This is a genomic window from Streptococcus infantis (genome assembly GCF_019929575.1).
GTDB lineage: Bacteria > Bacillota > Bacilli > Lactobacillales > Streptococcaceae > Streptococcus > Streptococcus infantis_L.
In genome coordinates this window covers 1-16472 of the sequence record NZ_JAHZPU010000011.1, presented here as the reverse complement: position 1 = coordinate 16472, position 16472 = coordinate 1, and the positions used below count along the sequence as shown (strand labels likewise).

General features: G+C 38.1%; 24 protein-coding genes and 1 pseudogene. 3 read left to right on the top strand and 22 right to left on the bottom strand.

Annotated features, from left to right (window positions below; translation table 11 throughout):
• Positions 1-14 precede the first annotated feature (14 nt).
• The 19 genes and pseudogenes from purC to K1I67_RS05105 form a co-directional block, all read right to left on the bottom strand.
• Positions 15-722 carry a phosphoribosylaminoimidazolesuccinocarboxamide synthase gene (gene purC, locus K1I67_RS05195; RefSeq protein ID WP_223339118.1) on the bottom strand — a complete coding sequence of 236 codons (708 nt, stop codon included), beginning with the start codon at positions 720-722 and terminating at the stop codon, positions 15-17.
• A 168-nt stretch (positions 723-890) separates the two neighbouring features.
• Positions 891-2240: a bacteriocin secretion accessory protein gene (locus K1I67_RS05190; protein WP_223339117.1), complete on the bottom strand. Its 1350-nt coding sequence runs from the start codon at positions 2238-2240 to the stop codon at positions 891-893.
• 12 nt (positions 2241-2252) lie between these two features.
• The gene (comA, locus tag K1I67_RS05185) at positions 2253-4406 is read right to left on the bottom strand and encodes a peptide cleavage/export ABC transporter ComA (RefSeq protein WP_223339116.1); all 2154 of its coding nucleotides are present in this window, start codon (positions 4404-4406) and stop codon (positions 2253-2255) included.
• Between the two features lie 167 nt (positions 4407-4573).
• Positions 4574-4768: a hypothetical protein gene (locus K1I67_RS05180; protein ID WP_223339115.1), complete on the bottom strand. Its 195-nt coding sequence runs from the start codon at positions 4766-4768 to the stop codon at positions 4574-4576.
• Complete coding sequence (locus K1I67_RS05175) at positions 4761-4997, bottom strand: hypothetical protein (protein ID WP_223339114.1); 237 nt, start codon at positions 4995-4997, stop codon at positions 4761-4763. Before K1I67_RS05175 ends, K1I67_RS05180 begins: the two co-directional genes overlap by 8 nt.
• A 106-nt stretch (positions 4998-5103) precedes the next feature.
• Positions 5104-5313, bottom strand: a complete 210-nt coding sequence (locus K1I67_RS05170; RefSeq protein ID WP_223339113.1) for a bacteriocin immunity protein — start codon at positions 5311-5313, stop codon at positions 5104-5106.
• 24 nt (positions 5314-5337) lie between these two features.
• On the bottom strand, positions 5338-5526 hold the full coding sequence (locus K1I67_RS05165) for a hypothetical protein (protein WP_223339112.1): 189 nt from the start codon (positions 5524-5526) through the stop codon (positions 5338-5340).
• A gap of 80 nt (positions 5527-5606) precedes the next feature.
• On the bottom strand, positions 5607-5819 hold the full coding sequence (locus tag K1I67_RS05160) for a hypothetical protein (protein ID WP_049526790.1): 213 nt from the start codon (positions 5817-5819) through the stop codon (positions 5607-5609).
• A gap of 38 nt (positions 5820-5857) precedes the next feature.
• The gene (locus tag K1I67_RS05155) at positions 5858-6013 is read right to left on the bottom strand and encodes a hypothetical protein (protein ID WP_223339111.1); all 156 of its coding nucleotides are present in this window, start codon (positions 6011-6013) and stop codon (positions 5858-5860) included.
• A gap of 210 nt (positions 6014-6223) precedes the next feature.
• Positions 6224-6400: a hypothetical protein gene (locus K1I67_RS05150; RefSeq protein ID WP_223339110.1), complete on the bottom strand. Its 177-nt coding sequence runs from the start codon at positions 6398-6400 to the stop codon at positions 6224-6226.
• 54 nt (positions 6401-6454) lie between these two features.
• Positions 6455-6634: a hypothetical protein gene (locus K1I67_RS05145; protein ID WP_223339109.1), complete on the bottom strand. Its 180-nt coding sequence runs from the start codon at positions 6632-6634 to the stop codon at positions 6455-6457.
• An 80-nt stretch (positions 6635-6714) separates the two neighbouring features.
• A pseudogene (locus tag K1I67_RS05140) lies at positions 6715-6917 on the bottom strand (bacteriocin immunity protein).
• 3 nt (positions 6918-6920) lie between these two features.
• Entirely contained in the window at positions 6921-7088 is a 168-nt protein-coding gene (locus K1I67_RS05135) for a class IIb bacteriocin, lactobin A/cerein 7B family (protein ID WP_001047583.1), read from the bottom strand.
• An 8-nt stretch (positions 7089-7096) separates the two neighbouring features.
• On the bottom strand, positions 7097-7297 hold the full coding sequence (locus tag K1I67_RS05130; RefSeq protein ID WP_045762498.1) for a hypothetical protein: 201 nt from the start codon (positions 7295-7297) through the stop codon (positions 7097-7099).
• 27 nt (positions 7298-7324) lie between these two features.
• Positions 7325-7519 (bottom strand): class IIb bacteriocin, lactobin A/cerein 7B family, encoded by a 195-nt coding sequence (locus K1I67_RS05125; protein WP_045762497.1) that lies wholly within the window; start codon positions 7517-7519, stop codon positions 7325-7327.
• 453 nt (positions 7520-7972) lie between these two features.
• A complete protein-coding gene (locus K1I67_RS05120) occupies positions 7973-8209 on the bottom strand; it encodes an acyl carrier protein (protein ID WP_223339108.1) in 237 nt (78 codons plus the stop codon).
• Between the two features lie 5 nt (positions 8210-8214).
• Positions 8215-9207, bottom strand: a complete 993-nt coding sequence (gene plsX, locus K1I67_RS05115) for a phosphate acyltransferase PlsX (protein ID WP_223339107.1) — start codon at positions 9205-9207, stop codon at positions 8215-8217.
• Positions 9204-9974 (bottom strand): DNA repair protein RecO, encoded by a 771-nt coding sequence (recO, locus tag K1I67_RS05110; protein WP_223339106.1) that lies wholly within the window; start codon positions 9972-9974, stop codon positions 9204-9206. The genes plsX and recO overlap by 4 nt, the downstream gene beginning before the upstream one ends.
• Positions 9971-11140 carry a pyridoxal phosphate-dependent aminotransferase gene (locus K1I67_RS05105; RefSeq protein WP_223339105.1) on the bottom strand — a complete coding sequence of 390 codons (1170 nt, stop codon included), beginning with the start codon at positions 11138-11140 and terminating at the stop codon, positions 9971-9973. The genes recO and K1I67_RS05105 overlap by 4 nt, the downstream gene beginning before the upstream one ends.
• Before the next feature lie 691 nt (positions 11141-11831).
• Between K1I67_RS05105 and relB the strand changes: the two genes are divergently transcribed.
• From relB to K1I67_RS05090, 3 genes are all read left to right on the top strand, one after another.
• Positions 11832-12116, top strand: a complete 285-nt coding sequence (gene relB, locus K1I67_RS05100; RefSeq protein ID WP_049504562.1) for a type II toxin-antitoxin system RelB/ParD family antitoxin — start codon at positions 11832-11834, stop codon at positions 12114-12116.
• Positions 12106-12459, top strand: a complete 354-nt coding sequence (locus K1I67_RS05095) for a type II toxin-antitoxin system RelE/ParE family toxin (protein ID WP_223339104.1) — start codon at positions 12106-12108, stop codon at positions 12457-12459. The genes relB and K1I67_RS05095 overlap by 11 nt, the downstream gene beginning before the upstream one ends.
• Before the next feature lie 484 nt (positions 12460-12943).
• Positions 12944-13954, top strand: coding sequence for a YeiH family protein (locus tag K1I67_RS05090; protein WP_223339103.1), 1011 nt, complete (start codon positions 12944-12946; stop codon positions 13952-13954).
• A gap of 173 nt (positions 13955-14127) precedes the next feature.
• Here K1I67_RS05090 and K1I67_RS05085 read toward each other — a convergent pair whose 3' ends face one another.
• The 3 genes from K1I67_RS05085 to abpA form a co-directional block, all read right to left on the bottom strand.
• The gene (locus K1I67_RS05085) at positions 14128-14565 is read right to left on the bottom strand and encodes a CoA-binding protein (protein ID WP_223339102.1); all 438 of its coding nucleotides are present in this window, start codon (positions 14563-14565) and stop codon (positions 14128-14130) included.
• A 135-nt stretch (positions 14566-14700) separates the two neighbouring features.
• The gene (gene srtB, locus K1I67_RS05080) at positions 14701-15540 is read right to left on the bottom strand and encodes a class B sortase, LPKTxAVK-specific (RefSeq protein WP_223339101.1); all 840 of its coding nucleotides are present in this window, start codon (positions 15538-15540) and stop codon (positions 14701-14703) included.
• A 73-nt stretch (positions 15541-15613) separates the two neighbouring features.
• Positions 15614-16261, bottom strand: a complete 648-nt coding sequence (abpA, locus tag K1I67_RS05075; protein WP_075227956.1) for an amylase-binding adhesin AbpA — start codon at positions 16259-16261, stop codon at positions 15614-15616.
• Positions 16262-16472: the final 211 nt, after the last annotated feature.

The window sequence follows — 16472 nt, the reverse complement described above, 5'->3', positions numbered from 1 at the left end:
CCGTTTCAAAGAGACTACTTCAAGTCCTGCAATTTTTCCAATACAACCTTATAAACATCTATCAGACTGCCCAAATCCCTACGGAAAACATCCTTGTCCATATGATGACCTTCAGCATCCCAAAGGCGACAGTTATCCGGTGAAAATTCGTCTGCCAAGATAATCTTACCATCCTTATCAAAACCAAATTCCAATTTGAAGTCAATCAAACGAAGACCAATTTGTGCAAACCAATCTTTCAGCAATTCATTGATACGGCGTGTTTCTTCCTTGATATAAGCGATTTGCTCATCGTTGGCAATATCCAAAAATTTCACATGCTCATCATTGATAAAGGGATCATCCAAATCATCGTTTTTGTAGTAAAATTCAACGATTGGAGTTTTCAAGTCCAAACCTTCTTCAACACCGAAACGTTTTGAGAAAGAACCAGCAGTCACGTTACGAAGCACAACCTCCAAAGGAATGATGGTCACCTTCTTATTGAGTTGTTCTGTGTCAGAAATACGTTCGATAAAGTGTGTCGCCACACCAGCCGCATTCAATTTTTCGAAAATAAGAGACGAAATCTGATTATTCAGCACACCTTTCCCCTCTATGGTCTCTTTGCGAGCTCCATTCAGCATAGTGGCCTGGTCCTTGTAGACCGACTTAATCACATTTTCGTCTTCTGTAGTATAGATATCTTTAGCTTTTCCCGTATAAATAAGTTTACTGGACATTTTCTTGTTCGCCTTTCGTATTACTTTACATCATTCTAACACAACAGACACTAAAAATCAAATATTCCACGAACTATATTTGATATTATATCTGAAAAAGTACAGAAAAATCGCAAACAATTTTTCATTTGCGATTTTCCAAGATTGATTTGAGTTAAAATGAAAACTTTATTCTTGTTTCAAAAAGCGGTCAAGATAGTAGCGTAAGAAACTCTTCTTACCTCTAATCATGGTTAAACGACCTTCAAGTCCATAACGAAGTTTTTCTGCTTGTTCAGCACTCAAGTCGGTCTCTGCCTCCAATTTAAAGAAATTGCCCTTTTCTGTCTGAGTCGCACTGGTATCGATATTGGTAATCTTGGATGTCAAGACTAGTTGCTTATTAGCATCCGTTACCGTTGTAAATCGTACCTCATTTCCATGCTTGAGACCAGCCACTTCCTTAGAACTAATATAAGCTGTCAGTTTTGCCTTCCTCTCTCTTGCCAACTGCGGAAAAAGGTAAGCAAGGATAGTTCCTTCTGGTATGATAGTAGATCGACTATGCTCAGGATTCAGATGTAGAACACCATCTTCTGTTGCTGTGATTTTTCCCTTCTCTAAAAGGTTTCCTTGAATTTTTTTACCTGACTCCGCTTCAAGAATTTTTTGTTCCAAAAGCGTTAATTCCTGGCCCACCTTAGCTAATTGCTGAGATTTTAATGAATCCAACTGACTTCCTAAACCAGAGGCATAGGCTTGCTGGGCTCCTGAACCTGCATACTGTACTCGATAACCTGCAAGAGTTGACTCCAACTGAGTGATGTGAGCATCTAGCTGAGACAAGGCCTGCTGTTTGGCTTCCGATCCCTGCTCTTTTGTTGACTGATAAGATTGATAAATTGCATAAGCTGGATGATCACTCTCTAAGACTCCATCAGTTTGAATAGCAGTCTTGGCCTGCTGATATTCTTTAATTTTGGACTGCGTTTCACCGATGAGATTGCCTAATTCTGCCTGACTACCGCTTGCTGCTGCATTTTGAGATGATATACTAGCATTTTGTTGCTCAACCTGACTCCGCAGACTAGCACCTTGATTCAAATAATCTAAAAAACTGTGCTGATAGCCAAATTTATCTGCTTCAGGAAATTGATCACTTCCTGATTGAAGGCTTGCTTTTAAATACTCCAGTTGAACCTTCTGATCCTTGAGCATTTCCAACTGACTAGCATAACTCTCAGCCTGAATCGCTTCTGCCCCTTCTTGGTATTGAACCAAAAGTTCTCCCTTCTTGACCAACTTATTTTCTTCCAAATGATTGGAAATAATACGATTGTTGCTAATTGACTGGATATTTGCAAGGATACGACTAGGTTCGACAGTAGCACCAGTTGTCAAGCTTATCTCCTTTTGTGCAAAGATTGAAAAGACTAGCAGGAACAAAAACAAGATAAAACTTGGAAAAATCACATAACTAGAAAAATTATGGTAACGACGATTGTAAAACTCTGCACTCTCTAAAAATTCTGATTGCATCTTTTTTCCTCTCTAACTATTCACTAGATGGGTGTAAAATCCACCCTGAGCCAGTAAATCCATATGTGTACCCTCTTCGACAATCTTGCCCTGATCCAAAACGACAACCTTCTCTGTCCGCTCAGCAATGGTCAAGCGGTGAGCAATGAAAATCAAGGTCTTATCTAAAGCCATCAGATTATCGACAATTCGCTTCTCTGTCAAGATATCCAGACTGCTGGTCGCCTCGTCCAATATCAGAACAGGAGCATCTGTCAAGAGAGCACGCGCCAGAGCGATTCTCTGACGTTGCCCACCTGAAATTCCTGCCCCATCCGAAGTCAATTCTGTCTGGTAATTCAGTGGCATGCGCTCAATATCTTCCCGAATCTCTGCTAACTCGACCGCCCGTAAGATATCCTCTTGGGTTGTCCCCTCCTTAGCCCCAAGGAGAAGATTCTCCAAAATCGTTCCGTTAAAGACATAGGGTTGTTGAGGCAGATAGTTGATGTACTGGCGCAGAGCCTTTTTATCAATCTGATTGAGATTGACACCACCCAGACTAATCTCTCCCTGACTAGGATCGTAAAAATTAACCATCATCTTAGCCAACGTCGTCTTACCGGACCCTGAAATCCCCACAAAAGCCACCTTAGAACCGTGCGAAATGGTTAGATTGATGTCCGACAAGACATCTCGACCATAGCCATACTTGTAGTGAACCTGCTTGAAAGCTATATTCCCTTCTAACAAGTTCAAATTTGAGACTGTTTTCTTTTCCTCAAACTCAGACGCAACCAGATAAACTTCATTCAGACGGTTATTAGCGACCTGCGCTGTCTGAAGCTTGGTTTGCAGATTGATGATATTCTCCAAAGGATTTGTGAAATAAACAAGCAATGTATTATAGGTAATCAACTGACCCAGACTCATCTTATTGTCCATGACTAGCAGAGCCCCCATCCAGAGAATACCAACATTGAGTAAGAGTTGGGCAACTTTTTTCAGAGCCTTTTGCTGGCTTTCTGCCCGACTGTAGGTAAAAGATTTTTTCAGATAATCCACAAATTCCTTGTCAATCTTTTGGTAACGGGAGCTTTCACTGGTCAAAGATTTAATAGTCTCAATGCCATTGATGTCCTCAATGATAGAAGAAGACAGAACAGAATTGGCTTCCATGGTATCTCGATTCATCTTTTCAAAAGGCTTCATAAAAGCAAAGATAATCACTGTGTAGATAGGAAGGGCTAGTAAACTCATGAAAAAGAGATTGCTATTCTGCGAAAATAGAACTACTGAAATAATCAAGACAGTAGATACATCCAAAAAGATCGACAGAATAGTCGAAGCCAGTGCATCGATGATACTATTTGCATCCGTGAAACGAGACACGATTTCACCTGTCCTGCGTGTTGCAAAAAAGGACATGGGCAAATGAAAAACGTGCTTGATGTAGGATAAAATCACGTCAATCGACAAGCGTTGCCCCAAAACAAGTAAAAGATACTCCTGGGCATAAGATAAGATTTGCTGAAGGACATAAACGATGACTAGCCCTATCGAAATAATTCCCAGTGTCGAGCGCATCTGATCTGGCACATAAATGTCAATGATAGACTGCAGATAATAAGAACCCACAATGTTAATCAAGGTTACCAAGAGTGTCGCCAAAACGATATTAACAATCAAACCTCGCTGTTTCACTAATATAGGGATAAAGGAAAGCAGACCATTTTTTTGTTCCTTATGAGGCTGATAACTCGGAGATGGTGCCATAAATATAGTGATTCCTGTCCACTCCTTGGCAAAGCGCTCACGAGAAATCTTGGTCAGCTTAACACTAGGATCTGGATCAGCAATATGAATGTTGTTCTTGTCCTGGCCAGTCACCACATAATAATGGAGCAATTTCCCTTCCTTAAGCACATGAGCCACAAAAGGAAAAGTTACATCCGGCAAATCAAACAAGGTCATGTCCGCCTTGATTGCTCGCGTCTCAAAACCTATCTCCTCAGCAACCTTGACTAGGCCTAAAGCCGTAGTCCCATCCATGGTCGTCTTGGCCAACTCTCGCAAGTGAGCCAGAGAATAATAACTACCATAATAACCAAAGACCATGGCTAATGAAGCCACACCGCAGTCCATCTGGTCTACCTGAGGACGATAATGCCGTTTACTAAATTTCATATCCCACTCCTTTTCCTAACAATCTCCAAAGAAAACTTTGTAAGATTATTTTATCCAAACAAAGAAGCAAAAAGAAAATTATTTCTAAAAAAACAATAACTGCACCTGAACAGCACTTTTGGGACAAAGAAAATAGGCAGAACAAACATTCTACCTAAAATATATATTTATAAAGATTTCTTTTTCTTCCTAATTCCTTTGTCAATCATATACAAAACGATAATCGAAAACAGCGGTGGTACAATATAACTCTTTTCACTCATTGTTAGCTGAAATCCCAGAGTTGCTAGTATCTTGACAATAAACATATTCATCAGAAATAAGAAAAGGAATGTTAGAAAAAATGTTAAAGTCTTATTCATTTCCATCCTGATTATCTTCTTTACCTCTTATTTTCTGGATAGCATGATATGTTACTGCTATGTAAATGATTAAAAAAAGTAGGGGGTAAGAGAATAAATCTGAAAGTTCCATGAAATTTACACTATACTTTCCTAGCAATAGTTTATAGTCCATTAAAACTTGCATGATAGAAAGTACAATACGTACTAGCAGAAGCAGCCCTAATAATATCACTTCTTTTTTAAACATACGAATATCTTTCTAACTAAAATCAAACTATCGTTTATCAGCTTAACACCCCAACATTCCCCAAGATTGCCCTAACACTGGAGCCACAAAGTTCAGATTCATTTTATCATCCTTTATCATATTTTTCTTCACTTCTATAAAGTAAAATAAATGCCATCAAGAATAGTGAAATTGTAGGTATGTCAAAATTTTCAAACCATGCAGGTAGATTTATTTTGTTTACATCAGCGACTATTCTAACAATGATATAAACCATCGAACTGCAGCATACAGTAAACTCTAGCCAAGCTTTTTGTAACACTTGAACGACTTTCATCTCAAACCCCAACCTGATGTTCCATCAATTTCCAATCTTACTTTCTTTTGTTTTGTACTTATATCCTACATAAACCAACCCAAGCAGAATTGGATAGGTTTCTGGATAAAACAAGGTATTGATCGGTTTTTTCAAAATCAAATACGTTGCGATATAGATAATGACTGACACGATAAAATAACCTTCAGCAAATCCCAATAAAAATTTTTTCATAGCAGACTCCTGTTTACCTAATAAGAAAGGCGGAAAAATTCCGCCATTTACATACACAAAATCCTTTTCATTCAGATTCATCATTTATAGTTTTGATTATTTTTTGACAAATCCTTGCAAAAAATCCCAAAATAGCCTGAAGCAATCAATCCAACTAAATACCATTTCCAATCAAAGTATAATAAAGAACCTGTACGAATTACATGAAGCGCAAGATTAAGAGCTATAGCCAACAAAGGAATTATAGTGGCTAGTTTAGGTAACAATGTATTTAGATCAGTGTTGCAATTCATAATTGATTCCCTTTTACGATTTGCCACAAATTTTTAAATTAACGTCTACTTCCTAAATAACGCCCAAACATATAAGAAGTTCCTCCTAAAACTCCCCAAGCAATCGCCGTGGAAGCACTAGCAATGAAACCTCCCTTAGTTACAGCCAAGTCTTCCTCTGTCATAATAGCAAATTTTTTATTCAGTTTTTTCATCTTTCATCTACTCCTTTTTAAATAATACTAGCTAATCCAATAGCTACTCCAACCAAAAGTCCTACTATTCCTGAGGCTGATATAATTATAGCCACAAATTCTTCTGAGATATTCATTTATTTCTCCATTCTTTTTTAGTTCTTATTTCATTGATAGTAACTAAATGATGATTATTCAATAGCATTTGCCACATACTAATAATAGTTCTATTTAAACCTTGTCTTTACCTGAATCTAAATAACTCATCATCAAAATAAGCATCGGAACAAATAACTCTGTTTGGAAGTATTTTTCAACATTAAAGGTAATTATATTTAAATCTCCTAATATGCAAAGCACTCCAAAAATAATTAAAAAGGCTCCCATTACATTTTTTAGATTTTTCATACAAGTTCACTTTTATTCCTTTTTAATCCAACTTAATGATTAGTTTCTAATAGATCATTTTTTATTTTCTGAACTACACTTATATCCTACATAAAATAACCAAAGCAGAATTGGATAGGTTTCTAGATAAAACAAGGTATTGATCGGTTTTTTCAAAATCAAATACGTTACGATGTAGATAATGACTGACACGATAAAATATCCCCCAGCAAATCCCAATAAAAATTTTTTCATAGCAGACTCCTATTTATCTGACAAAAATGACAGAGTTTTTCCGCCATTCACACGGACAAAATCCTTTTCATTCAGATTCATCATTTATAGTTTGGATTATGTTTTGACAAATCCTTGCAAAAAATCCCAAAATAGCCTGAGGCAATCAATCCTACTAAATACCATTGCCAATCAAAGGATAACAAAGAACCTGTACGAATTACATGAAGCACGAGATTGAAACCTATTGCTACTAAAGGAACTATGGTAACAATGTATTGAGATTAAGGTTGTGATTACTCATTATCTAACGCCCACGACGAGCTAAATCTGAACCAAATTTGTAACCAGCATTAAAAATTTGTACAGCAGCATTCAGTACTCCTGCAATCCCAACTGCTTCCGCAAGACCAAAACCACCTTTTGTTCCCACCAATTCATCGTCAGATAATTGATAAAATTGTTCTAAGTTCATGTTCATCATTACTCCTTTGTATTATATTTTATTGCTATATAAATGATTAAAATGAGTATTGGATAGGTAAATACTTCTGAAATATCCATAAAATTTACACTATACTGTCCAGGTAATATTTTATAGTCAATTAAAATTTGAACAATAGTAAAAATAATACGTAGCGATAACAATACCCCTAATAATATCACTTCTTTTTTTAAAAACATAGAAATGCCTCTCTGACTACAATCAGATTATGGTCTATTTGCATAATACCCCAAAGCTGCTCCTCCAGCAAAAAGCGCTGTTGCTCCACCTGCTACTGCCGCACCTACCTTCCAAATAGATACTCCAGCGAGTACTAAAGGCAGTGCTCCCCCATCCACTTCCATCAGCTCTTCTTCCGTAAGAGCTGCAAAGTTCTGTTCCATTTTATCAAAGTTTGTCATTTGTTTTCTCCTTTATTTTTATATTTGTGATTTTTAACCTTTAAACCATTTTAAAAGCCAAATTGGATAAATAACTGAAATAATCATTTCTAATCTCCTTCCTCTTCTTCTCACTTATCTATTCGAAAAATCATTTTAAAATGAATGAATAAATTTAATTTATTTAAAATACAATTTGATAAACCATGGAAGTAAAATTGGTAAATACATTAATCAAACTCCTTTCCTTTTCTTCTTACTTATCTATTCGATAAAATAAGTTTAAAATAAACAACTAAGTCAAATTTATTTTAAAAACCATTTGATCAACCACGGATAAAGACCGGTCACATACATCAGTAATCCTCCTTTTTTGTTCTCATCTCTTTATTCGTAAACCCAACTATAAAACTTCAACATCTTATCTTTTTTCGAGAAATAAAAAAACAACATGACCTTGCATGTTGCTTTATGTTAGATTTTATCTTTAATGACTTTTAATACATCTGCCACACTTTGGAGGTGATCGATTTCTTCATCACTGATTTCGATTCCGAATTCATCCTCAATGGTTAGTACGAATTCCATCAAATCTACCGAATCAGCATCCAAATCATCCTTCAAGCTCAAAGCCTCTGTGACTACAAAGTCTTCCCCTTGGCGTTCTTGGATAATGGTCACGACACGGTCAAAAATTTCTTTTTCTGTCATATATATTATTCTCCTGAAAATTCATGCGCAGTTTGAGCAACTACGTCTGTTTCTAGCATAGTACGAATCTGACGAATCGTACTGTACACAGCCTTGGCATCACTTGAACCATGAGTCTTGACAACCGGCGCCTTGACACCAAACAAGACTGCACCTCCAACGTCAGAATAGTTGAGTTGCTTTTTCAAACCTCTAAGACTATCCTTAAGAAGAAGAGCACCTAATTTAGCTCGCAAACCGCCACCTGTGATAGCATTTTTTAGCAAGCCCATGATGCCCATGGCTGTTCCTTCGATGGATTTTAGCACAGCGTTTCCCGTGAAACCGTCTGCCACGACAACATCAGCAACACCATCCATCAAGTCACGCGCTTCCACATTACCGATAAAGTTCAAACTCTCATCAGCTGCTAGCAAGTCATAAGTTTCCTTGCGGAGTGGATCTCCCTTACTACTCTCTGTTCCGTTGTTGAGCAAACCAACTCGTGGTTGCGCAATGCCACGGACATTTTTTGCATAGAAGGAGCCTAGAACTGCGTATTGATGGAGGTGCTGGGCTGTATTTTCTGCATTGGCACCAAGGTCAAGCATGTCAAATCCTTTTCCATCTATAGTTGGCAATGTTGTCATAAGTCCAGGGCGGTCAATATTTTTGATACGACCAACAATGAAAAATCCTGCTGCCAACAAGGCACCCGTATTACCTGCAGAAAGAACAGCGTCTGCCTCTCCATCTTTGACAGCCTTAGCCGCCAAGATCATGCTAGCATTTTTCTTCTTACGGATAGCTTTTGTAGGCTCGTCATCCGAATTTATTTTTTCATCGGTATGAATAATACTCACACGTTCTTGAGCTGTTAGATATTGCTTGATTTTACTTTCATCTCCGTAAAGTTGAACCTCAATATCTGAAAAGTCAGCAAGGGCTTGATTGACACCCTCAACGATGGCTTGTGGTGCGTAATCGCCACCCATTGCATCTACTGCGATTTTTTTCATTTGTCTTCCTCTTTTAGTAATTGTCCCCAATCGGATAGGGAATCAATAAATTTCTTTGATTTTAGGTGAATTCCAACATACTCTTCGTAAATCTGATCCATAAACTTGCGTAATTCTTGCTTGATTTCAGACTTGAGAGAAATAGTCTCTAAAGTCTCAAAGTTAATAGCTTGAAATTGATTGAGCAGATAGGGAATGTTTGGATTCAGATGACAACGTTTCTCATCCTCATGATAATGCTCAGGACATAAGCAAGCACCATATTTGAAAGAAAAATCAAAGGCCTGACCCACCCGATGGCAAAAAACACACTCATTAAAATTAAGACTAATCCCAAAACGGGTCAAGATCTGAATTTCAAAAATATTGGTCAAGACCTGATAATCTAAACCCTCTTCCATCAACTCTAAAGTCTTTTGTAAAAAAGCAAACAAGGGAGCATCCTGGTGATTGTCCTGCAAACTAGCATCTGCCAAAGCTGCCACATAGGTCGCATAGGCCATGACAAAGAGATCACTATTGATTTTTGGAAAGGTCATCACCTCATGATAGTCTTCAATATAACTAAGCCCATCATCATTGATTCGCAAAAGAAAACGAGCCAGCACCAAAGGTTGAATAACTGGAGCCAGTTTGGACTGACCGGCATGTTTGACAAAAAACATCCGCTTGCCGACCTGCTCTGTAAAAATCTTGACTAGCTTATCATCCTCACGAAAATTACGATTGTAGAGCACCAACCCCTGACTCGTAATAGACTGAATCATGCTTCTCTCATGTACTCCTCAAGACGTTTCATAGCTTCTCTGATGGTTTCCATGCTAGCTGCATAAGACAAGCGCACATAACCTTCTCCATATTGACCAAAAGCTGCACCAGGGATAAAGGCAACAGCCTTCTTGTGAGCAAAATCCTTCAGAAAAGCAAAAGAATCTTGATTGTAGCCTGCTGGAATCTTAGCAAAGATATAAAAGGCACCGTCAGGTTTGATAATCTCAAAACCAAGATTAGTCATTTTCTCGATAATGTAGTCCCGACGTTGGATATACTCTTTCTTCATAGGTTCTGCATCATCTTTACCAGCTGTTAAGGCTTCTACTGCAGCATGTTGAGCCATAGTATTTGCAGCAGTTACCAAATACTGGTGACTCTTGATGAGTTGGGCTGTGAAGTTTGCTGGTGCGAAGATAAAGCCTAAACGCCAACCTGTCATAGCATGTGATTTGGATAGACCGTTAATGATAATGGCCTGATCTCTCAGCATTGTTCCCAAAGAGACATGATTTTCCCCTGTATAAGTTAATTCTGAGTAGACCTCATCACAGACAACGAAAACCTCATACTTACGTAAAACGTCTGCCAAGGCTTCCAACTGTTCGCGACTATAAGTAATTCCTGTAGGGTTGGCTGGATAGTTAAGAATAACAGCCTTGAGCTTGTCACCCTGCTCCAGAATTGCCTTCTCCAGCATTTCAGGAGTCAAGACAAAACCGTTCTCAGTCGTATCAATCTCGACAATCTCTGCGCCAACTAGATTAACAATTGGTTCATAACCTGGATAGGCAGGAGCTGGCAAGAGAACCTTGTCACCCTCTTCTAAAATAGCTGTCAAAGTAGCTGATAGGGCCTCTGTCGCACCAATTGTGACCAAGATTTCATTCTCTGGATTATAGTCCAGCTGGTATTTTTCTCTTACAAAATCACTAGCTGCCTGGCGCAATGTCAACAAACCACTCATCCCTGTATAGTAGGATTGGTTTTGGTCAATGGCGCGCTTAGCCGCCTCCTTAACATGGTCTGGAGTTGTAAAGTCAGGCTCTCCCAAGGTCAAACGCAAGACCCCAGGAATCTCAGAAATAGCCTGGTCAAACTGACGAATCAAGGAAACTTGAATCTTATCTAATTGTTTATTAAAGCGCTTGGTTAAGTCCATAGATACCCTCCTTGCTTAAAGAACATATGTCTATTATACTACAAAAGCTCTCTGACCGCAAAATCACACTAGCATAAGCAACTGATGTATGTTCATTTAAATTCATTACAACACTATGTTTTTATAATACTCAATGAAAATCTCATGAAACTAGGAATCGAGGTGAAAGCATAACTAAGGTTAGGTAAGCCGAAGATGACAACGTATTAGGAGATTTTCGACGAGTATTGAGGAGTTGCATAAGGAAATAAATCGGATAGGAGTCAATATAAATCAGGTCACAAAAAAAGTAAACGAAGATAATCAGGCTAACCTAAATGAATTTAGTCAGATTCTTGAATTTCAGAAACATTTGAAAGATACAGTCAGACAATTTATTCAAAAACAAGAAAATCAAACAAAGGTACAGGACAGATGGTTGTAATAAGAATTATTGTTGACATTCTCTCTTATTTGTCCTAAACGATAACTAATGATAGGATGATGTCGGATGACTGGTAACAGTTTTCTCAAAGGTTGCTGATGATTCAGCTTCAGATTTGGCAATACCTTCAGCTTTAGGCTGTAAAGAACCCGCTCCACCACTGGTTCTATTCGTTTCACTCTTGGAGTATATTCAAGAGTTTTTTTCTTGCAAAAAAAGCTCAAAAAATATATACTGACTATACACGATATAGAACGGAGATATACCATGACTAGATCACTTGTTAAGCAATATAATTTTAAAATCAATGAGTTAGCAATGGAACAAGCTAGAGCCATTATCAAGGAAAAAGGAATGACCATGACGGATGCTATCACTCTTTTTATAGAGCAGATTGTCCTCGAACAGGACTTGCCAATCAAGACTGCAGAAGATTTACACCGTGAACAGTTGATTGAGGAATTACAAGCTCAATCCGAACGAGCCTTAAGAGAATATGAAGCAGGAAAAGGGACTTCCCTAGACAGTATGAGGGCACGCTATGGCTTATAAAGTAATTATTTCTGATGAAGTGACCCAAGCTATTGACAGTATTCATGATTACATCACTACTGTTCTTTTATCACCTCAGTCTGCTAAAAATACTGTGAGTAAAATTTTAGATGGCTTAAAAAGTTTAGAAGTCTTTCCTGAGGCTGGTTTTGACGCCGATGAAAAAATTGGTGTAAAGATTAACAGTAAGTACCCTACACGAGGAAAAATTATCGGTCAGTATGTATTACTCTACTTCATCGACCAAAAACGAAACACTGTTTTTTTATCTCACCTATTCCACACAAAAAGCGACTATGTCACTTTGCTACAGAATGGTACTAAAAAAAGCTCAACTGATTGAGACATCTTTCTTTATTTTATAAGCTCCAAAACCTTAATTTTTGGTACCGTCTTAGTTTAACAATACGCTGTATATAATATTTTACAACTACTTTTCCTTTAGAAACGTTGATTTAATAAGGGTTTAAATATTATAGAGTATACTTTTGTAATATATGGTTTTTGCTAATCTTCGTTACAACTATTCTAACACCATTATTGATTACTAGATCGGTAATGTCATTTCTGAGTGGATAGTCAGAAAGTGGCTAGACAAGCGCGACAAAAAAATATAACCTGAGTCTAGTTTTAATAAAACTAGACAAAAAGAAATACCAGAGGTGGAGCTCTGGTATTTCTGTTTTTGCCGAGACTTCGTTACAGTTCTTGTACAGCTATTATCATATAAATTAGAGAAACTTATCAAATAATTATTAAGCTCTACTTTCTATTTACTTTTTTTCTAGACAAGACTATAATAAGAAGTGCTTATTTCGGAGGTTTTTATGTCATTTCTATCAAAAAATGGAGCAGGACTTTTAGCCTGTCTTATCATTTCCATCATCTCTTGGACCTTAGGGAGCTTCTTGCCTGTTGTGGGAGCACCTGTTTTTGCCATCTTTATTGGCATGATTCTCCACCCATTTCTCACTTCCTATAAACAACTAGATGCTGGTTTGACTTACAGCTCCAAGAAATTGCTTCAGTATGCTGTTATCTTGCTTGGGTTTGGGCTCAATATCTCACAAGTCTTCGCAGTAGGAAAATCTTCCCTTCCTGTCATCCTCTCAACTATTTCAATTGCTTTGATTATAGCTTTCTTTTTCCAACGCTTTTTTAATCTGGATACTAAGCTAGCTACCTTGGTTGGTGTAGGCTCTTCTATCTGTGGCGGTTCTGCCATTGCAGCGACTGCTCCTGTCATCCATGCCAAGGAAAAAGAAGTCGCACAAGCCATATCTGTTATCTTTTTCTTCAATGTCTTAGCAGCGCTTATTTTCCCAACCCTAGGTTCTTGGCTCCATCTTTCCAACGAAGGCTTTGCTCTCTTTGCAGGAACTGCGGTCAACGATACTTCCTCTGTAACAGCCACTGCTAGTGCCTGGGATAGTCTATACAATACAAACACTCTTGAAGCTGCCACCATTGTCAAATTGACCCGTACCCTAGCTATTATCCCTATCACTCTCTTCCTCTCTTACTGGCAAAGTCGTCAACAAGGGAACAACCAAGGGGTAAAACTTAAAAAAATCTTCCCTGTTTTCATTCTCTACTTCATCCTAGCTTCTCTGCTAACCACCGTCCTTACTTCTTTCGGTGTCAGCAATAGCTTCTTTGCACCTCTCAAACAACTCTCCAAATTCCTCATCATCATGGCTATGAGTGCTATTGGTCTCAAAACCAACCTCATTGCTATGATTAAGTCCAGCGGTAAATCCATTCTTCTTGGTGCCCTCTGCTGGATTGCCATCATCCTCACTAGTCTCGGGATGCAGACCCTTATCGGTATTTTCTAATACTCTTCGAAAATCAAATTCAAACCACGTCAACGTCGCCTTGCCGTAGGTATGGTTACTGACTTCGTCAGTTCTATCTGCAACCTCAAAACAGTGTTTTGAGCAACCTGCGGCTAGTTTGCTCTTTGATTTTCATTGAGTATAACACAAAAGGTAGCCCGCAAGCTACCTTTTTATTGTTCAAGAATTAAACGTGTATGTTCTCTCTTAATACAACGGTTCATCACGATATCATCGCAACCTCCAGCACGCAAGATTTCTTCCGCTTCCAGACTTTCAAGTCCTAGTTGCGCCCAGAAAATCTTAGCATTAGCCTTGAGAAAATCTCGTGCTACATCAGGCAGAAATTCACTACGACGATAGACATTGACGATATCTACAGGGAAAGGAATCTCAGCTAGACTGGCATAAGCCTTTTCTCCCAAGATTTCCCCACCTGCAGCCTTAGGGTTTACTGGTATGATTCTATAGCCACGAGCCTGCATTTCCTTGGTCACTCGATTGCTCGTTGTTTCTTCACGATCAGACAAGCCTACTACTGCTAGAGTCTTACTGTTTGCTAAATACTGACGGATCACGCCATCACTTGGATTGATAAATTCTTGAGTCATAAAAATCCTCCTTTTTCATCAGTATAGCATATTTTGAAAGGGTTTGCAGAAATTTACTATAAAATCAAAAAATCCTCCCAAAATTAAACTATTTCATTTAATTTGAGGAGGATTCATAAAGATCTTATTTAAAGATTATTCTCTTGTTGGTTTATACTGAAGGCTTTCTCCATGTTGTTTGACAAAGTCACTCATCTCTGAGTCAGGAATTTGTCGAAGGTAGAGATTGGCACGAATCGTATCATCTTCTTCACGACAAGTAGAAAGAACAAGATATTTATCCTTAGCTGATACCTTAACATTTGGTTTCTTAACCTCTGCAGTATCATAAATAATATTTAGCTGTTTCTCAAAATCCGCATCATCATCAAAAGAAGTACGGTAAAAGGCTGTTTCTTCTGGAACAATAATCATAGCAACAGCTTCATAATAATACTTTCTTTCTGGAGTTTCAATAACTACATAAGGATGTTCATCAAAATATTCTTGGCGACTGAAGTAATTCACATCTTTAAACATGCGGTGGTCAGGCACTTTACTACCACGAGCGTGACCAAATAACCAAGTCAATCGATCACTAAAGTCCTTCTTGTTATCGGCGTCCATAAAGACTGCACCCATTAAAGGCTCATTAACGCCATCAAAACGCTTATCTAAATAAGTCGCATTATCCGTTGTTTGAACAACTGGTTCATCTAACTGGGTACCAGGAATATATACGTAACCAACCGTCTCAGAGTTTGTTGCAAGCAAGCCTTTAAATTTATTTGCGAGGTATTCCTTTTCTTCTGCGCTAGCAGTATAGGCTTGTTTTGGAGCTTCCTGAGTAACCTTTGCATCATTTTGCTTATCTCCACTTGGAGCTAGGAAGCTTTTATAGATAAAGAAGCCTCCCAAAGCAACGATAGCTACTGCAACGATTGAAGCAATTATTTTAGTAATTGGTGATTTCTTTGTCGTAGAACGTCTACTCATCTTTTCCTCCTCATTTTTTACCAAAAAAATCACTGAAACCAAGTTTCAGTGATTGGCTACTTTTTAAATAAAATTATTTAGCAGCGTGTGTTTTTGGAAGAGCTTTTTGACCTGCTTTAGCATTTGCTCCAGCTTTTTTAGCTGCAGCGTCTGCTTTTTTAGCTTGGTCTGTAGCACCTGGTTTACCAGGTTCTGGTTGAGCTGCTGCTTGGTCAGCTGCTGCTTGTTCTTCTGTTACTGCAGGACGACCAGTTTGGTTAGCTTGGTCTTCAGCAATACGAGTTGGGTTAGGTTTGTTGTCTTCAACACCAGTTGGGTCGTTCCAGTAGTTACCTTGAGCTTTAGCTGCGTTACGGTATGTTTCTTGCAAGTATTGGATTGCACGGTTACGTTGTGAATTTGTTGCATCAGCCAAAACTTCATCAAGGTTAGCTTTAGCAGCTGCTACAGCTTTTTCATGAGTGTGACCAACGATTGCTTCAGCTTTAGCAAGTTCTGCACGAGCTGCAATCACTGAAGGTTCTTTTTCAACAGCTGCTGCGATATCTTCTGGGTGAGCTTCTACGTATGCATAAGCTTGATCTGCAATATCACGTTCAGAAACATATTTCTTTTGGATCAATTGGTTAGAAGAAGCTGGGTTTTCTCCTTGTGCAAAAACTGGAGCTGCTGCTGAGAATACTGCAAGAGCTGCTACTGATGATAATAAAACTTTCTTCATGTTTTATCTCCTCTTTAATTTTAAAATTTAATTATAAGGATAATCCTTACTACCTCAAATTATATCACATATATTAGAGTTGTCAAGTTTTTTCTTAATTTTTTTTAAATTTTCCTAGTAAAAAATAAGTGAAATTTATTGCCCTGTTGTAAAATGAAGTGCAACACAAAAGACATGTTCATCTGATATACTAGAGTTGCAAAAAACAGTA

Coding starts and splice junctions, on each gene's coding strand:
- purC (WP_223339118.1), bottom strand. CDS start 722: ATGTCCAGTAAACTTATTTATACGGGAAAAGCTAAAGATATCTATACT.
- K1I67_RS05190 (WP_223339117.1), bottom strand. CDS start 2,240: ATGCAATCAGAATTTTTAGAGAGTGCAGAGTTTTACAATCGTCGTTAC.
- comA (WP_223339116.1), bottom strand. CDS start 4,406: ATGAAATTTAGTAAACGGCATTATCGTCCTCAGGTAGACCAGATGGAC.
- K1I67_RS05180 (WP_223339115.1), bottom strand. CDS start 4,768: ATGAATAAGACTTTAACATTTTTTCTAACATTCCTTTTCTTATTTCTG.
- K1I67_RS05175 (WP_223339114.1), bottom strand. CDS start 4,997: ATGTTTAAAAAAGAAGTGATATTATTAGGGCTGCTTCTGCTAGTACGT.
- K1I67_RS05170 (WP_223339113.1), bottom strand. CDS start 5,313: ATGAAAGTCGTTCAAGTGTTACAAAAAGCTTGGCTAGAGTTTACTGTA.
- K1I67_RS05165 (WP_223339112.1), bottom strand. CDS start 5,526: ATGAAAAAATTTTTATTGGGATTTGCTGAAGGTTATTTTATCGTGTCA.
- K1I67_RS05160 (WP_049526790.1), bottom strand. CDS start 5,819: ATGAATTGCAACACTGATCTAAATACATTGTTACCTAAACTAGCCACT.
- K1I67_RS05155 (WP_223339111.1), bottom strand. CDS start 6,013: ATGAAAAAACTGAATAAAAAATTTGCTATTATGACAGAGGAAGACTTG.
- K1I67_RS05150 (WP_223339110.1), bottom strand. CDS start 6,400: ATGAAAAATCTAAAAAATGTAATGGGAGCCTTTTTAATTATTTTTGGA.
- K1I67_RS05145 (WP_223339109.1), bottom strand. CDS start 6,634: ATGAAAAAATTTTTATTGGGATTTGCTGGGGGATATTTTATCGTGTCA.
- K1I67_RS05135 (WP_001047583.1), bottom strand. CDS start 7,088: ATGAACTTAGAACAATTTTATCAATTATCTGACGATGAATTGGTGGGA.
- K1I67_RS05130 (WP_045762498.1), bottom strand. CDS start 7,297: ATGTTTTTAAAAAAAGAAGTGATATTATTAGGGGTATTGTTATCGCTA.
- K1I67_RS05125 (WP_045762497.1), bottom strand. CDS start 7,519: ATGACAAACTTTGATAAAATGGAACAGAACTTTGCAGCTCTTACGGAA.
- K1I67_RS05120 (WP_223339108.1), bottom strand. CDS start 8,209: ATGACAGAAAAAGAAATTTTTGACCGTGTCGTGACCATTATCCAAGAA.
- plsX (WP_223339107.1), bottom strand. CDS start 9,207: ATGAAAAAAATCGCAGTAGATGCAATGGGTGGCGATTACGCACCACAA.
- recO (WP_223339106.1), bottom strand. CDS start 9,974: ATGATTCAGTCTATTACGAGTCAGGGGTTGGTGCTCTACAATCGTAAT.
- K1I67_RS05105 (WP_223339105.1), bottom strand. CDS start 11,140: ATGGACTTAACCAAGCGCTTTAATAAACAATTAGATAAGATTCAAGTT.
- relB (WP_049504562.1), top strand. CDS start 11,832: ATGACTAGATCACTTGTTAAGCAATATAATTTTAAAATCAATGAGTTA.
- K1I67_RS05095 (WP_223339104.1), top strand. CDS start 12,106: ATGGCTTATAAAGTAATTATTTCTGATGAAGTGACCCAAGCTATTGAC.
- K1I67_RS05090 (WP_223339103.1), top strand. CDS start 12,944: ATGTCATTTCTATCAAAAAATGGAGCAGGACTTTTAGCCTGTCTTATC.
- K1I67_RS05085 (WP_223339102.1), bottom strand. CDS start 14,565: ATGACTCAAGAATTTATCAATCCAAGTGATGGCGTGATCCGTCAGTAT.
- srtB (WP_223339101.1), bottom strand. CDS start 15,540: ATGAGTAGACGTTCTACGACAAAGAAATCACCAATTACTAAAATAATT.
- abpA (WP_075227956.1), bottom strand. CDS start 16,261: ATGAAGAAAGTTTTATTATCATCAGTAGCAGCTCTTGCAGTATTCTCA.